Source organism: Pedobacter sp. WC2423 (assembly GCF_040822065.1).
In the GTDB taxonomy this organism is placed as follows: domain Bacteria; phylum Bacteroidota; class Bacteroidia; order Sphingobacteriales; family Sphingobacteriaceae; genus Pedobacter.
The window spans coordinates 95,791-113,205 of the sequence record NZ_CP162005.1 but is presented as its reverse complement, the minus strand read 5'-3'; the positions used below and the strand labels follow the sequence as shown (position 1 = coordinate 113,205).

The window sequence follows — 17,415 nt, the reverse complement described above, 5'->3', positions numbered from 1 at the left end:
CCTTATGAATCCTGAACAAATGATCAGCCAGCTGGCCGGATTTTATAACCATGATCAATTTGCTGAAATCTATCATTTGCATGCTGCTGAATTTAAGCAGCATGTTCCTGAAAAGACAGTCATGGATTTCTATCATTATGACATAAAGCGAAGCCTTGGAGAAATTACTTCCTGGGAATTTATAAAGTCTGAAGAAGAAGTATCGGAGTACCTGGTAAATTTCAAATATGGGGAACTTTCTTTAAAGATATCTTTAACAGCAGATCAGTTGCTTGCCCTGGTGAATTGGGAGCCGGTTGATCAGGAAGAAGAGATTTTAAATAGCAGAGATCCGCTCACAATTCTGTCTGCTAATCCATTAGCTAATCCCTTACACCGTTTTATTGACCAGCAGGCCATTAATTATCTTCAGGATCCTAATAACCGGAGCCTCAGTATTGGCTTGATTCATGGAACATATACTGAAACTTTCTTTTATGGAGAGACACAACAAGGAAACAGCGTTTTGCCAGATAGTCATTCTCTTTATGAAATTGGCTCAATTTCCAAGACTTTTACAGCTGTTATACTTGCGCACGCGATCAATCAGGGCAAAATCGGACTAAATGATGATATCAGAAAATACTTATCAGGGGATTATCCAAATCTGCAATTTGAGGGCACACCAATAAGCGTTATAGCCCTTTGCAACCATACTTCGGGTTTACCCGGACTTCCTGAGAATTTCGAAGCGCATGAGGGTTATGTGGAGCGTAATCCCTATCTGAATTATTCGAAGGAAATGATTAGTGAATATCTGAAAAGTTTCGTTCTGGATGAGCCTCCGGGTACAAGAGCCGAATATTCAAATCTTGGTTTTGCTGTGCTGGGAATGATACTGGAAGATCTTTATCAGCTTCCGCTAAAAAAACTGCTCCAGGAAGTGATTACAGTCCCATTGGAAATGAAAAATACAACTTATGAAGTTCCTGCGGGTCGTCAGGATTCTCTTGTTGCCGGATATGATCACGAAAATGGTGAAGATGCAGGTTATTGGGATTTAGGGGATTTTAAAGCTGCTGGCGGATTAAAGTCTGATCTGGATGACTTGTTAAGCTATCTGCGCGCAAATATCAATGATTCCACCAGAGATTTTTCATTAACCCATCATCAAACTAATATTCAGAATGGCTATGGGCGGGGACTTGCCTGGGTTACCCAATTTTTCAATGAAGATACAATTATCTGGCATAATGGAGGAACCGGAGGATTCAGAAGTTATTGTGCCTTTGTAAAAGAAAAGCAAATTGGTTTGGTTGTATTGAGTAATTCCAGCAAAGATGTGGATGATATGGCGCTTGAAATATTATTATATAGTATCCAGAACCTTATAAATATTTAGAATACTCTTGGACAGATAGATGATTTAGGTGCTTTTCCGAAGGCTATTCCTACAGTAATTTCGTGTGTTCCGGACTGATATCCGTTAAGTTTAGAAATCGCATAGTCGTAAGAATAACCTATCCTGAAGCGCTCATTTACATAAAACTGGGCAATTCCGATCAGTGCGGCCTGACTGGATACATCAGTATTCTGATATTCTTTTTTAAAAGCTTTGATACTTGTCCGGTATCCTCCGCCAAGCCATATTTTATCATTAAATATGGCCATGATATTAAAGTCTGCATTGGTGGGACCTTTGAAATCTTCTCTGATCATTATGCTTGGTCTGAACCGCAAATCTGTAGCGGCATTGATCAGTGCGCCTGCAACAAAGTACATATGCCTGGTACGGATAATGTTATCAGCAATATTAGTACTTCTGCGGTAATCATCAACAGATTTACTATTTGATAACAGGTTAAGGGCTGAGATACCAGCATACCAATAAGGAGTAGTATAGTAAATACCCGCACGGAAGTCTGGTGCAATCTTACTGGAACCTCCGGTTGGAATTGAGCCATCTCCTCCATCAACAGTAGTCAGCACACTCCCGTCTAATCCGTATTGTGCTGCTCCTACTCCTAAACCAAAGCTTAAACGACGTGTGTCTGCTCCATCGAGTTGTATACGAAAGGCATAGTTTAGCGTAATAGCGTTAGAAGTCTGAGGCCCTAATTTATCGGAAGTGATCTGTAATCCAACTCCGTGTTTGGTAGTCTGCGGATCCAGAATCCCATCAATAGAAATTTGTCCTGTTTTAGGTGCACCTTGAATTCCTACCCATTGGTTACGCAGCGCCATTTGAGCAAACCATTCTTCTTTATATCCTGCGTATGCAGGATTTACGCTCAGTGTGTTAAATATATATTGAGAGAACTGAATATTTTGCTGCGCAGAAGCATGACCGGTAAATAAACCGATAGCGCAAATCAGCAGTAATATTTTATACAGTTTCTTCATTATCTTTTTATAAGTATCCAACCATTTTTATTCACCTTGCTTCCGGCTTTTTTCAAGGTGATAACATAGTAATAAGTTCCTTCTGTTAATCCGGAGCCATCCCATTCGTCCAGGTAATTGTTATTCTTGTATACTTCGTTACCCCAGCGGTTAAACACCAGGAGTTCAATGCCGTCAAAGCTTTCTCTTCCAATGATTTTGAAAGTATCATTTTTACCATCCCCGTTTGGAGTGATCGTATTTGGAATGAATAAACCAATTGGAATGACAGTGATAGTTACAGTAGCTCTGTTACTTATTTTTGCCCCTCCAGCTTTAGAATCGTAGATATAATAAGTAAACTCATCTTGCCCTGAGTAGCCTTTATTTGGAGTGTAAGTTACTGTTCCATCCATATGTACCTCTACTTTTCCGTTTGACGGTTGTGTACTTTCTATGCTTGCTTTATTCAGGCCATTTAGTGAGGCTATATCATTTCCTGCAATATTGATCACAACGGTCTGGTTAATCTGAACTTCTGCTTTATCATCTATCGCCTGTGGTGCATCTTCAATAATGTGAACCGTTGGCTCATCATTATTCGCCTGTGTACCTGAAATGTCGGAAACAGGATCGCCAGATGGTGTATAACCTTTAATGGTCGCAGTATTGACAACTCTTCCATCTCTTTTTTCTTCATCTGATACTTTATAGGTTGCGGTAACTGTAATGGATGCTCCCGCGGCAATTTCAGTGGTTCCCAGGTTGAGTTGTCCGCCAATTTTGGTATCCATCAGATTCAGGTTGTAGAGTTTCACTCTTCCGTTATTCGTTATTTTGAAAGTATAAACGATAGTAGAGAAGTCACTGCTGATCACGCCTGTTTTCAGCAGTACAATTGATCCGTTGGTTACAATATCAACTGTAGCAATTGCTGTTAAAGGAGTTGACATTTCACCCGTGGTTAAACTTGCTTTGTTTATGATTTTACCTGATCTAGCATTTGGTTTACCGTTTTCGTCAATGTCTTTTTGAGTAACGCGGTAAGTTCCTGTATATACCCATGATTCATTAGCTTCAAGAATACCATTTCCATTATCTCCATAAGCCGGCCCTCTTAATACACCACCTAAAAATGGATCTGTTACCTGAACGCTGGTATGGTTCGCTGTACCTGTATTTTTCACTGTGATAGTATATTGTATCTGATCTCCTGCTGTTGAAACCAAATTTACATTCGCAGTTTTTGTAAGGCTCAGGCTGCTGCATACGGGTACATTGATGGTAACGGTAAAAGTTTTTCCCGGACAACCTCCTGTAACTGAAGTTGGGGTTACGGTATAGATAACTTGCTGAGGGGTATGACTTGAGTTAATGAGAGTGGCGTTGATGTTGTTTCCAGAACCACTGTTCAGACCTTTTACGTTATTGTTTGGAGCAACTGTCCATGTAAATGTAGCAGGAACTGAATTTCCACCATTTGCTGTATTGTTTATATTGTCTTGCAGGTTGTACTGAATGCTGTTATTTGTGCAAGTCAGATTATTGATCACATCATTAAAGCCAATTGGGTTCGGGCTAACGATTATTGTTCCGCTCAGTTGCTGGGTTTGACATAAACCAGTGGTACTAACGGTATAGTTGAATATTCCTGATTGGGTTGGAATTCCATTTATTATAAGCTGATTATTGTCGTATGACCAAATTAATCCTGCTGGCAGGCCAGTTACTTTAGCATCTGTTGCATTTGTAGTTCGATAGGTAATGGTTTGCAGGTTATTACTATTTATACATAGTGTTTGATTCGCTGTTGAGGATGCAGTGGTTAATTGTAAAGTTGTATTTGGGTTTACTTTAATTGTACCGGTCAGTATGACTGATGCGCATCCTCCGGTAGTAGTTATGGTGTAAGGGAAAGTTCCGGATATTGAAGGGGCGCCGGTAATAGTAAATTGTTTTGTAGCAGGATCGTAGTTTGATGTCAAACCCGCTGGCAAGGCCGATATTGTTGCGCCTGTCGCATTTGTTATTTTGTAAGTTATTGGATGAAGTGATGTATTGATACATAGGACAGGCTGATCGCTTCCTGCCGGAGAGAGAAGCTCCATAATTGCATTTGGATATACATCAATTTGCGCGTGAAGTTCTTTAGTACCACAGTCTCCTGTAGCGGTTATTGTATAGATAAATGTACCTGATTGCGTAGGAATTCCACTAATGGTCAATAGCCCGTTTGCATAGTTTTGATTTAAACCTGGTGGAAGGTTAGTTGCAACTGCGGTTCCATTACTTACGGTGTAGATTGTATTTGATATCGGTGTGTTGATACAAGATGACTGGTTATTGCTGCCAGTTGTTAATACGAGTTCAACGGTTGGTTTAACGAAGATTGTCCCGGTTATATTTGCTGTTTTACAGTCACCTGTTGCTGTGATGGTATAAGTGATTAACCCAGCTGTTGAAGGTGTGCCTGTGATAGTGAATTTGCCGGTTGTATTATTATAAACTCCTGTCAGTTCTGCTGGTAAGCCCGAAGCTGTAGTATTCTTTGCGTTAGTTGTTTGGTATTCGATTTGGGTAATTGTTTTGTTTACGCACAGTTCCTGCTTATCAGTATTTACTGCTGAAGTTAAAGTTATGGTCACATCTGGTTTGACTGTTAAATCTCCTTCTGCTATAGCTGACTGACAATCGCCTGTAGCCGTGATTTTATAGTGTAATGTACCCGAAACTGTTGGTGTTCCGCTGATTGTGATCTTGCCATTCTCATGTTTCCAGATTATTCCTGCTGGCAGGTTATCTACTGTGGCCGCTGTTTCATTCGTTACGGTATAAATGATAGGTTCAATCGCTGTATTGATACAGATAGATTGGTTTTTAGCGCCAGATAATAATGTTAATGAAACATCTGGTTTAACCGTTAAATCCCCTTCTGCTGTAGCTGACTGACAATCGCCAGTGGCTGTAATCTTATAATGTAATGTACCCGAAACCGTTGGTGTTCCACTGATTGTGATCTTGCCATTCTCACGTTTCCAGATTATTCCTGCTGGCAGGTTATCAACTGTAGCCCCTGTTTCATTTGCTACGGTATAAATGATAGGTTCAATCGCTGTATTGATACAGATAGGTTGGTTTTTAGCGCCAGATAATAATGTTAATGAAACGTCTGGTTTAACTGTTAAATCACCCTCTGCTGTAGCTGACTGACAATCGCCAGTGGCTGTGATCTTATAATGTAATGTACCTGAAACCGTTGGTGTTCCACTGATTGTGATTTTATTACCTGCCTGAATCCAGCTTACTCCCGCAGGCAGGTTATCAACTGTAACAGCAGTTTCATTTGCTACTGTATAAACAATAGGTATGATTGCAGCATTGATACACACTGTCTGATCTTTAGCACCAGATAATAATGTTAATGAAACGTCTGGTTTAACCGTTAAATCACCCTCTGCTGTAGCTGACTTACAATCGCCAGTGGCTGTGATCTTATAATGTAATGTACCCGAAACCGTTGGTGTTCCACTGATTGTGATCTTGCCATTCTCGCGTTTCCAGATTATTCCTGCTGGTAGGTTATCAACTGTAGCCCCTGTTTCATTCGCTACGGTATAAATGATAGGTTCAATCGCTGTATTGATACAGATAGATTGGTTTTTAGCGCCAGATAATAATGTTAATGAAACGTCTGGTTTAACTTTTAAATCACCCTCTGCTGTAGCTGACTGACAATCGCCAGTGGCTGTAATCTTATAATGCAATGTACCAGAAACCGTTGGTGTTCCACTGATTGTGATCTTGCCATTCTCACGTTTCCAGATTATTCCTGCTGGCAGATTATCTACTGCGGCCCCTGTTTCATTCGCTACGGTATAAACAATAGGTGTGATTGCAGCATTGATACAAACTGTCTGATCTTTTGCTCCTGAAAGCAACACAAGAGAAACATCTGGTTTAACCGTTAAATCACCCTCTGCTGTAGCTGACTGACAATCGCCAGTGGCTGTAATCTTATAATGCAATGTACCAGAAACCGTTGGTGTTCCACTGATTGTGATCTTATTACCTGCCTGAATCCAGCTTACTCCCGCAGGCAGGTTATCAACGGTAACAGCAGTTTCATTTGCTACGGTATAAACAATAGGTATGATTGCAGCATTGATACACACTGTCTGATCTTTAGCACCAGATAATAATGTTAATGAAACATCTGGTTTAACTGTTAAATCACCCTCTGCTGTAGCTGACTGACAATCGCCAGTGGCTGTAATCTTATAATGCAATGTACCAGAAACCGTTGGTGTTCCACTGATTGTGATCTTGCCATTCTCACGTTTCCAGATTATTCCTGCTGGCAGGTTATCTACTGTAGCCCCTGTTTCATTTGCTACGGTATAAACGATAGGTGTGATTGCAGCATTGATACAAACTGTCTGATCTTTTGCTCCTGAAAGCAACAAAAGAGAAACATCTGGTTTAACTGTTAAATCACCCTCTGCTGTAGCTGACTGACAATCGCCAGTGGCTGTAATCTTATAATGCAATGTACCAGAAACCGTTGGTGTTCCACTGATTGTGATCTTGCCATTCTCACGTTTCCAGATTATTCCTGCTGGCAGGTTATCAACTGCAGCCCCTGTTTCATTTGCTACGGTATAAATGATAGGTGTGATTGCAGCATTGATACAAACTGTCTGATCTTTTGTTCCTGAAAGCAATACAAGAGAAACATCTGGTTTAACTGTTAAATCACCCTCTGCTGTAGCTGACTGACAATCGCCAGTGGCTGTAATCTTATAATGCAATGTACCCGAAACCGTTGGTGTTCCACTGATTGTGATCTTACCATTCTCGCGTTTCCAGATTATTCCTGCTGGCAGGTTATCTACTGCGGCCCCTGTTTCATTTGCTACGGTATAAACGATAGGTGTGATTGCAGCATTGATACACACTGTCTGATCTTTAGCGCCAGATAATAATGTTAATGAAACGTCTGGTTTAACCGTTATATCCCCCTCTGCTGTAGCCGACTGACAATCGCCAGTGGCTGTGATCTTATAATGTAATGTACCCGAAACCGTTGATGTTCCACTGATTGTGATCTTGCCATTCTCACGTTTCCAGATTATTCCTGCTGGCAGGTTATCAACTGTAGCCCCTGTTTCATTCGCTACGGTATAAATGATAGGTTCAATCGCTGTATTGATACAGATAGATTGGTTTTTAGCGCCAGATAATAATGTTAACGAAACGTCTGGTTTAACTGTTAAATCACCCTCTGCTGTAGCTGACTGACAATCGCCAGTGGCTGTAATCTTATAATGCAATGTGCCCGAAACCGTTGGTGTTCCACTGATTGTGATCTTGCCATTCTCACGTTTCCAGATTATTCCTGCTGGCAGGTTATCTACTGTAGCCCCTGTTTCATTTGCTACGGTATAAACGATAGGTGTGATTGCAGCATTGATACAAACTGTCTGATCTTTTGCTCCTGAAAGCAACAAAAGAGAAACATCTGGTTTAACTGTTAAATCACCCTCTGCTGTAGCTGACTGACAATCGCCAGTGGCTGTAATCTTATAATGCAATGTACCAGAAACCGTTGGTGTTCCACTGATTGTGATCTTGCCATTCTCACGTTTCCAGATTATTCCTGCTGGCAGGTTATCCACTGTAGCCCCTGTTTCATTTGCTACGGTATAAACGATAGGTGTGATTGCAGCATTGATACAAACTGTCTGATCTTTTGCTCCTGAAAGCAACAAAAGAGAAACATCTGGTTTAACCGTTAAATCACCCTCTGCTGTAGCTGACTGACAATCCCCAGTGGCTGTAATCTTATAATGTAATGTACCAGAAACCGTTGGTGTTCCACTGATTGTGATCTTGCCATTCTCACGTTTCCAGATTATTCCTGCTGGCAGGTTATCTACTGCGGCCCCTGTTTCATTCGCTACGGTATAAACAATAGGTGTGATTGCAGCATTGATACAAACTGTCTGATCTTTTGCTCCTGAAAGCAACACAAGAGAAACATCTGGTTTAACCGTTAAATCCCCTTCTGCTGTAGCTGACTGACAATCGCCAGTGGCTGTGATCTTATAATGTAATGTACCCGAAACCGTTGGTGTTCCACTGATTGTGATCTTACCATTCTCACGTTTCCAGATTATTCCTGCTGGCAGGTTATCTACTGCGGTCCCTGTTTCATTCGCTACGGTATAAACAATAGGTGTGATTGCAGCATTGATACACACTGTCTGATCTTTTGCTCCTGAAAGCAACAAAAGAGAAACATCTGGTTTAACCGTTAAATCCCCTTCTGCTGTAGCTGACTGACAATCCCCAGTGGCTGTAATCTTATAATGTAATGTACCAGAAACCGTTGGTGTTCCACTGATTGTGATCTTGCCATTCTCACGTTTCCAGATTATTCCTGCTGGCAGGTTATCTACTGCGGCCCCTGTTTCATTCGCTACGGTATAAACAATAGGTATGGTTGCAGCATTGATACACACTGTCTGATCTTTTGTTCCTGAAAGCAATACAAGAGAAACATCTGGTTTCACATTGATCGTTCCGGTGATATTTGCCAGTTTACAATCGCCTGTTGCAGTGATCGTATAAGTTATCTGACCTGCTGTAGCGGGCGTACCACTGATGATAAATTTACCAGCCAAGGCATCATAAGTCGAAATTAACTCTGCCGGCAAACCAGTAATCATAGCTGCTTTGCCATTGGTTACCTGATATTCAATTTGGGTAATCGCTATGTTCACGCACAATTCCTGCCGATCTGTTTTCACAGCGGAAGTCAATGCAATAGTCACATCTGGTTTCACATTGATCGTTCCGATGATATTTGCCAGTTTACAATCACCTGTTGCAGTAATCGTATAAGTTATCAGACCTGCTGTAGCAGGCGTACCACTGATGGTAAACTTACCGGTCAATGCATCGTAAGCTGAAGTTAACTCTGCTGGTAAGCCTATAATTGTAGCATTCTTACCGTTAGTAACCTGATATTCGATTTGAGTAATCGCTTTGTTCACGCACAGTTCCTGCTGGTCAGTGTTTACAGCCGAAGTCAATGCAATGGTCACATCCGGTTTCACATTGATCGTTCCGGTGATGCTTGCCAGTTTACAATCTCCTGTTGCAGTGATCGTATAAGTTATCAGACCTGCTGTGGAAGGTGTGCCTGTGATGGTGAATTTGCCGGTTGTATTATTATAAACTCCTGTCAGCGTTGATGGTAAACCAGTAATCGTAGCTGCTTTGCCATTGGTCACGTGGTATTCGATTTGGGTAATCGCTTTGTTCACGCACAATTCCTGCTGATCTGTTTTCACAGCGGAAGTCAATGCAATGGTCACATCCGGTTTCACATTGATCGTTCCGGTGATGCCTGCCAGTTTACAGTCGCCGGTTGCAGTGATCGTATAAGTTATCAGACCTGCATTAACTGGCGTACCACTGATCGTGAATTTACCTGTTACTGCATCGTAAGCTGAAGTTAACTCTGCCGGCAAACCAGTAATCGTAGCAGCTTTGCCATTGACCACCTGGTATTCGATTTGAGTAATCGCTTTGTTCACGCACAGTTCCTGTTGATCAGTGTTTACAGCCGAAGTCAATGCAACGGTCACATCTGGTTTGACGTTGATCGTTCCGGTAATACTTGCCAGTTTACAGTCGCCGGTTGCCATGATCGTATAAGTTATCAGACCTTCATTAACTGGTGTACCACTGATGGTGAATTTGCCGGTTGTATTATTATAAACTCCTGTAAGCTCTGCCGGCAAACCGGTTATCGTAGCTCCTTTGCCATTGGTTACCTGGTATTCGATTTGGGTAATTGGTTTGTTCACGCACAGTTCCTGTTGGTCTGTTTTTACAGCCGAAGTCAATGCAATAGTCACATCCGGTTTCACATTGATCGTTCCGGTGATACTTGCCAGTTTACAGTCGCCGGTTGCAGTGATCGTATAAGTTATCAGACCTGCTGTAGCGGGCGTACCACTGATGGTAAACTTACCGGTCAATGCATCATAAGCTGAAGTTAACTCTGCTGGCAAACCAGTAATCGTAGCTGCCTTGCCATTGGTTACCTGATATTCAATTTGGGTAATTGGCTTATTGACACACAGTTCCTGCTGGTCTGTTTTTACAGCCGAAGTCAATGCAATGGTCACATCCGGTTTCACATTGATCGTTCCGGTGATGCCTGCCAGTTTACAATCGCCTGTTGCAGTAATCGTATAAGTTATCAGACCGGCTGTTGTTGGGGTACCACTGATGGTAAATTTGCCAGTCAAGGCATCATAAGCTGAAGTTAACTCTGCCGGCAAACCAGTAATCGTAGCTGCTTTGCCATTGGTCACCTGGTATTCAATTTGGGTAATCGCTTTGTTCAAGCACATTTCCTGCTGATCCGTTTTCACAGCCGAAGTCAATGCAATAGTCACATCCGGTTTCACATTGATCGTTCCGGTGATACTTGCCAGTTTACAGTCGCCGGTTGCAGTGATCGTATAAGTGATCAGACCTGCATTAACTGGTGTACCGCTGATGGTGAATTTGCCGGTTGTATTATTATAAACCCCTGTCAGCTCTACAGGCAAACCAGTAATCGTAGCGGCCTTGCCATTGGTTACCTGGTATTCAATTTGAGTAATTGGCTTATTGACGCATAGTTCCTGCTGATCCGTTTTCAATGCAGAAACTAATGCAATAGTCACATCTGGTTTCACATTGATCGTACCTGTGATACTTGCAGGATTACAATCTCCTGTCGCCGTGATCGTATAAGTGATCAGACCTGCATTAACTGGTGTACCACTGATGGTAAATTTACCTGTTACAGCATTATAAACCGAAGTTAGCTCAGCAGGTAAACCAGTAACTGTAGCAGCTTTGCCATCGCTCACCTGGTATTCGATTTGAGTAATTGGTTTATTCACGCAAAGTTCCTGCTGATCCGTTTTCACCGCAGAAGTCAATGCAATAGTCACATCTGGTTTCACATTGATCGTACCTGTGATACTTGCAGGATTACAATCTCCTGTCGCCGTGATCGTATAAGTGATCAGACCTGCATTAACTGGTGTACCGCTGATCGTAAACTTGCCAGTTACAGCATTGTAAACGGAAACCATTTCAGCTGGTAAACCAACCACTGTTGCATTCTTCCCGTTAGTGACCTGATACTCTATTTGAGTAATTCCATGATTAACACAAACTTCCTGCTGATCAGTCTTCACTGCTGAAGTCAACGCGATCGCGGTATTTGGCAAAACATTGATTTCTCCTGTAGTACTGGCTGTAGAACAACCACCAATTGTATTCACAGTAAAAGGGAATTTCCCTACTAAAGATGAAGTTCCGCTTATCGTTATTGTTTGTTTTACAGCATCATAAATAAACGTTATACCCGGATTAATTTTATTAAAACTCACAGTCGCTTCATCAGCATCTTTAACCTGATAAACTATTGATTGCATAGGTACTCCAACACATACATTTTGAACAGCTGTACCAGATAATGGAGCCAATCCAACTGAAGCATTAGGTATGATAGTAAGTTTACTCCTTGTAATCAGATCATTGCTACAAGTCGAATTGGAAACCTTTACAATCTCATAGGTGAAGACCCCAGGTACATTAGCAGGATGATTTATCGTAATACTGTTACTAGAACCTGATGTAGTAAGAGTCTTAATAGCGCTTTTAACTGTTCCGTCACTAATCGTATAATAAAAAGTATAAGGTGCTGCCCCATACTTGCCACTGAATGTAACTGGAATATCAGGGCTATCCTGACACACATCTTGTTTCAAAGGTGAAATTGCTGCTGTAGGCAGTTGATTAACCGTTAGGCTTATAATATCAGAAATAATATTACATCCGCCGGGAGAACTAACCTGAACTCTATATTTATAGCCATTATAAGTAAATGGTACCCTGGTGATATTTAGCGTATTTGTCTTTGATCCTAATGATCCATCAGGATCTGCAACAGGATCCCAGCTACTACCAGTATTAACCTGCCATTGATAAGAAAGACTTGGTCCGGAAGCTGCTACTGTAGTCGTAAAATTTGAGTTTTCACAAATAGCTGTACTTACTGGCTGTGTGACAATTATTGGAGAATTGATATTAAATGTAGCTGTCCCAACTGTTGATTTAGCTCCGTAAACATCCATAAAAGTAAACTGTATGGGTGCAGAACTACCACTAAAACCTTGCTTAGGAGTAAACGTAAGCAGTTTAGTATTCACATTATCAAACACAAAAGTACCTGCGTCTGTTACGAATTGCCGGTCAATCTCTGTAGTTAGAGGATTAAGGTCCACATTATCCGGATTGGGGTCTCCTCCTGCATTTGGTTTTGTTGCACCGGCCAATATATCTAAACTACCAGAAGCACCCTGGCAAATAATCATTGAAGGACTTGGTGCTACAGGCTGACTTAATACACTTTTATCAACCGTCAACGTTAAACCTCTGATTTCATGGTAATTCACATTATCACCTGTTGAAGAAGCAATTCCATATTTCAGGCCTTTTGCAGGAATAGGTGTGGTATAAGGAAACTTTACAATGACAGGAGTAATCACCCCCCCATGCTTAATACTCACACTAATTAATAGGCCTCCTCCTTGTCTGGGTACCAAATTGATAAACACTTTACGGTATTCCGGATCTCCATCCTTCGCTGTCCTGGAACCTCCGGCAATATTAAATGCATCTGTTGCAAGTGCTGAAGTTTTAACTGTCGTGAGCAAAGGGTAATTTGTAGGTACATAAGCGAATCCATCTCCCGCACCACGAAGAACTATACTATTAGGAATCTGATCTTTATCGCCTTGCCTGCCTTCCCCGTGATTTGAAAAATTTCCAAATTCATCTAAACCAATACCTAAATATCCCTTGCTAACTCCCTTAAAATCTTTACCATCTTTATTAAGTTGAGCATATCCCAGCGACCCGCCAAATCCGCCAATATTAAAATCAGCATCAGCTACCGATGCATCAAACAAGAAAAAACTAAGACCATCAGCACCATCATTACCACCCCCATAAGTGAAATATTCAAATTCTATATTCAGACCATAAGTACCTAAAAATATATTATTCGAATAGACATATCCTTTTTGCTTCTTTGTATTATTTGTCAGCCGTAAATATCCCTCGCCTTGTGCATCTGTAACCGACCCGCTAATTGGCTTAAGGGCAGTTAAAAATGCAGTGGGATCCCCCCCAAATTTTACATCTGGCTTATTTGTAGTTGAATTTCTAAAACTTTCATCATAAGGAAACTGAGCCCGTGAAGAAAAAGGATTTAGTGTAAATAGAAAAAACAAACCTACACTCGTTATCGCCAGTAATCCTTTTTTTGCCGCAATCCCCCTGCGATTCATATGCGCTGTTAACGAGTGAATCAGCGAAGTAAACTTTGTCAGAAGTTTAAAACGGAGAGATTTATTCATAGGAGGCGATAGCGTAGATAGTAATTACAAATTGCCAATCACTAATTCAAAATATATTTCAAAGTTTGCAGGTTACATGAGACAAGCTTTGAAAGTTAAAATCCTAAATAACTAAGAATCAATATTTCACATTAGTTAATTACACAATTTACACCCACAAAATAGGCACAATTAATGCTATTATCCAAATTTTCACCCCACAAAATTCCCCTTTTAATAATTTTTATGCCAAAAAAAATATTTTAAAATTATATAGTATCAAATAAGCACTCCTAAATGGAATCTTAATAAAAAATAACAAGACTAAACCGTATTATAGACCAATTTAAACCGCATTATCAAATACATAGTTTATATAAAAAATATCTATGAAATAAGAAAAAGAATTGTTAAATAATTAACAACAACTAATTAAATGAGTAACAACACCACAAAAAGGGAAATATATTACACACTAAAATCAGCATTTAAAATCTGCAAAAAATTAATCTTAAGAATAATTATGTAAATAAAAAAATATGTTAATTAACCAAATAACAACGCCTGCCAGAATTAAAAGAATACTATTATCATTATTATACCTTTCCAGGATTTTAATATAATTATATTAAAGAAAATTCTCCTGGTACTATTACTCCTCAAAAAAATATTCCCGCCTGTTCTATCTGATAATTCAAAGAATAATTATGAAATAGATTAATATATATTCAGCCCCAGCTTTTGTAAATAAATTATTTTGTGTATATTTGCGTAGAACGGAGTATAAACTCAGACTCTCTTAATACTTACTTGCTAATCATCCATTTGATTAGATTCAATTTCTCCTGGCTTCCCTACCGTTGTTGCCCGGGAATTTAAGTTTTATTCGGGCTAGATCGATCCAGAATTATATTGTTTATGGAACGCCTTAACAAGTAACAGCAGAGAAGAGTTATTTTTAAACTAAATACGGAAATTTATGGCTAAGTCTCAGGCGACCTTCATGAAGAAGCAACTAGAAAAAAACAGGCAGAAGAAAAAAGAAGATAAAGAGCAACGCAAAGAAGAACGCAAGCAAAATTCAACAGGCGGCGATTTGGATAGTATGATGGCATACGTAAATGAATACGGTGAAATCGTATCAACACCTCCAGAAAAAGCACCTGAAAAGAAATAACATAAAAAAGCCTGATTTATCATATGATAAATGAAGTGCCCCCAAAAAGTTAGACAAATTTAACTTTAAAAAATTAGGCTGCAAGAGTCCGGTATTGTACCGGACTTTTTGCATTTAGTTTCATTTTGATCCTGTCATTGTTGTAGTATTCAATATAACTTTTGATATCTGTTTTGAGTTCTTCGACTGATGTATATTTTTTCACGTAGAATAGTTCTGATTTTAGTATTCCGAAGAAGTTCTCCATTACCGCATTGTCCAGGCAGTTGCCTTTTCTGGACATGCTCTGTAGCACCCCCTTCTTTTCTAGCGCACGCTGATAGGATTTCATCTGATAGTGCCATCCCTGGTCGGAATGCAGTATTAGGCCGTTGAGGTCGGCATGTTTTTCAAATGCCATTTCTACCATTCTGCCGACCAGCCCGTAATTGGGCCGGACGTCTAGATGATAAGAAATGATCTCTGAATTGTAGAGATCGAGTATCGGGGAGAGATAGAGTTTCTGGCCTGCCACTGCAAATTCCGTAACATCAGTGACCCACTTTTGGTTCGGCAGCTCGGTTTTGAAACCTCGCCTCACCAGATCGGGCGCAATCCTTCCATGGTCTCCCTTATAGGATCGGTATCTTTTAGGCCTCAGTGTACATTTTAGCCCAAGTTCGCCCATAATCCTTGACACCGTTTTGTGGTTGATCGTACAGCCCTGTTGCTTGAGCGCTGCCGTTATCCGCCGATATCCATAACGCCCCCTGTGTCTGTGAAAGATATCGGAGATCAGCTTCCTGGCAGGTGCATACCTATCTTCTTTAGCATGTTTAAGGTGATAGTAGAACGTGCTCCGCGCCAGTTCAGAAGCAGACAATAATAGATGCAGGTCATAGGTATGCCTTAATTCTTCGACCGCTTTGGCTTTGGTTCGCGCGCTTTGGACTTTTCCTGTTGAATTAAGGCACTTAGCTTTTTTAGATATGCATTTTCTGCACGTAGGAACTCCAGCTCCTCCTGCAAAGCTGCCTGTGGATCTAATGGATCCTTCTTCTTTTTTATCCTGTTGTTATCTGGTGCCGACATATTCTTTGAACGGCCAACTTTGGTAGTTTCAAGACCTTCCTCGCCAAATTCACCATAGAGCTTCATCCAGTGGACGATGGTGCTGTCGCTGGGGATCCCGAAACATGTGGCCGCCTCGCTCAAAGATAAACGCTTTTTTATCACCGAAAGAACGCATGCAACCTTGAGTGCCTTGTCGTATATATTATTGCCCTGCTGATGGCTCAAGCTACCACGGTCCTCGTAATTCTTGACCAGACGGCGTAGGTATCGGTCGTTGATGCCATGCTTTCTGGAAAGTTCCCTTGATCCGATTGACCCGGAAACAACCTCCTTCACCAAAGCTTCCTTGAAGCTTAAACTAAACTTTGTTTTTCTATTCATAAAAATGCCCCCAATAAGTGTCTAACTTTTTGGGGGCACTTCAAAATCAGGCTTTTTTATGTTATATAAATGCTTACTGATCCAAAACCTAATTGTTGGATTGAACCCTACCCGATTTTCTATCTTGTCCACGACCGATTAAATATCCTGCACCAGCACCCGCTACACCACCGATAATAGCACCTCTGCCTTTCTTTTTGTCAATAAGTGCCCCACCTAATCCACCTGCACCTGCACCAATAACAGTTCCTAATGCTGCACTGCTCCAACCTTTCTTTTTAGTTGTTGTAGTAGTTGTCTGTTGATTTACAGAATGATTGCGTGGTGAAGCCATTGTAGCAGCAGGAGCATTTTCAGCAGCTTTGGCAGAAGCCAGCATCAAAACTCTTTTTTCTTCCTGTATTCTGGCTGCCTGCTGTTTTTCAGCAGCATCTGCTCTTTTAAAGCTATCTAATCTCATACTGTCTTTTACAGCTTTGATCGTAGCTACTTTAATTGCTTCTTCTTTCTTGGCATTAGTACATGCTGTAAAAGCAAGTGCTATACCTAATATTGCGAACGTATTTTTCATCTTGTGTTTTTTTTAGTTGTTATATAGATATTAAAGTCACATAACTGTTTGCTAAAATGATGCCAAGATTAATATTCCTGTTACAATAACTTGTAAAACTTATCTAAAAGCATCTTATTTATCCATTAAAGGGGAATGGCCAGGTGACTCTCTCGTATCATGGTCATCATCTTCTCCATCCGGATTATGGGAAACCCTGTCATTATCATTGTTATAATTAGTCTTTCCTTGATTTACAGAAGAACCATCTGCATCCAATCCTAAATTGTCCGCTTCGTGGTACTGCTTCGGGTCTTCATTTGTATGAGCTGCTTTAATCCCATTTAGCTCGTCAGTTTTAATCTTGTTTGCTTTTGATCCTGAATTTATCATAAATTGATCTTTTATATTTTAATAAC

Annotated in this window: 8 protein-coding genes; 2 read left to right on the top strand and 6 right to left on the bottom strand. The window is 40.5% G+C overall.

Features of this window, described 5'->3' with window-relative positions; genetic code table 11:
• Positions 1-4: 4 nt before the first annotated feature.
• Positions 5-1,381 (top strand): serine hydrolase domain-containing protein, encoded by a 1,377-nt coding sequence (locus AB3G38_RS00480; protein WP_367866532.1) that lies wholly within the window; start codon positions 5-7, stop codon positions 1,379-1,381.
• On the opposite strand, the gene AB3G38_RS00475 is transcribed toward AB3G38_RS00480, so the two are convergent.
• Together AB3G38_RS00475 and AB3G38_RS00470 are read right to left on the bottom strand one after the other, a co-directional pair.
• Positions 1,378-2,382: a type IX secretion system membrane protein PorP/SprF gene (locus AB3G38_RS00475; RefSeq protein ID WP_367866531.1), complete on the bottom strand. Its 1,005-nt coding sequence runs from the start codon at positions 2,380-2,382 to the stop codon at positions 1,378-1,380. The two genes, AB3G38_RS00480 and AB3G38_RS00475, sit on opposite strands and share 4 nt — an antisense overlap.
• Complete coding sequence (locus AB3G38_RS00470) at positions 2,382-13,856, bottom strand: gliding motility-associated C-terminal domain-containing protein (protein ID WP_367866530.1); 11,475 nt, start codon at positions 13,854-13,856, stop codon at positions 2,382-2,384. The genes AB3G38_RS00475 and AB3G38_RS00470 overlap by 1 nt, the downstream gene beginning before the upstream one ends.
• Positions 13,857-14,814: 958 nt before the next feature.
• Between AB3G38_RS00470 and AB3G38_RS00465 the strand changes: the two genes are divergently transcribed.
• Positions 14,815-15,012 carry a hypothetical protein gene (locus tag AB3G38_RS00465; RefSeq protein WP_367866529.1) on the top strand — a complete coding sequence of 66 codons (198 nt, stop codon included), beginning with the start codon at positions 14,815-14,817 and terminating at the stop codon, positions 15,010-15,012.
• A 73-nt stretch (positions 15,013-15,085) separates the two neighbouring features.
• On the opposite strand, the gene AB3G38_RS00460 is transcribed toward AB3G38_RS00465, so the two are convergent.
• The 4 genes from AB3G38_RS00460 to AB3G38_RS00445 all read right to left on the bottom strand — a co-directional run bounded on the left by AB3G38_RS00460 (position 15,086) and on the right by AB3G38_RS00445 (position 17,389).
• On the bottom strand, positions 15,086-15,982 hold the full coding sequence (locus AB3G38_RS00460) for an IS3 family transposase (RefSeq protein ID WP_367868740.1): 897 nt from the start codon (positions 15,980-15,982) through the stop codon (positions 15,086-15,088).
• Positions 15,901-16,446: a transposase gene (locus AB3G38_RS00455; RefSeq protein ID WP_367865484.1), complete on the bottom strand. Its 546-nt coding sequence runs from the start codon at positions 16,444-16,446 to the stop codon at positions 15,901-15,903. The genes AB3G38_RS00460 and AB3G38_RS00455 overlap by 82 nt, the downstream gene beginning before the upstream one ends.
• An 88-nt stretch (positions 16,447-16,534) precedes the next feature.
• Complete coding sequence (locus AB3G38_RS00450) at positions 16,535-17,017, bottom strand: YMGG-like glycine zipper-containing protein (RefSeq protein ID WP_367866528.1); 483 nt, start codon at positions 17,015-17,017, stop codon at positions 16,535-16,537.
• 114 nt (positions 17,018-17,131) lie between these two features.
• The gene (locus AB3G38_RS00445; protein ID WP_367866527.1) at positions 17,132-17,389 is read right to left on the bottom strand and encodes a hypothetical protein; all 258 of its coding nucleotides are present in this window, start codon (positions 17,387-17,389) and stop codon (positions 17,132-17,134) included.
• Positions 17,390-17,415: the final 26 nt, after the last annotated feature.

Coding starts and splice junctions, on each gene's coding strand:
- AB3G38_RS00480 (WP_367866532.1), top strand. CDS start 5: ATGAATCCTGAACAAATGATCAGCCAGCTGGCCGGATTTTATAACCAT.
- AB3G38_RS00475 (WP_367866531.1), bottom strand. CDS start 2,382: ATGAAGAAACTGTATAAAATATTACTGCTGATTTGCGCTATCGGTTTA.
- AB3G38_RS00470 (WP_367866530.1), bottom strand. CDS start 13,856: ATGAATAAATCTCTCCGTTTTAAACTTCTGACAAAGTTTACTTCGCTG.
- AB3G38_RS00465 (WP_367866529.1), top strand. CDS start 14,815: ATGGCTAAGTCTCAGGCGACCTTCATGAAGAAGCAACTAGAAAAAAAC.
- AB3G38_RS00455 (WP_367865484.1), bottom strand. CDS start 16,446: ATGAATAGAAAAACAAAGTTTAGTTTAAGCTTCAAGGAAGCTTTGGTG.
- AB3G38_RS00450 (WP_367866528.1), bottom strand. CDS start 17,017: ATGAAAAATACGTTCGCAATATTAGGTATAGCACTTGCTTTTACAGCA.
- AB3G38_RS00445 (WP_367866527.1), bottom strand. CDS start 17,389: ATGATAAATTCAGGATCAAAAGCAAACAAGATTAAAACTGACGAGCTA.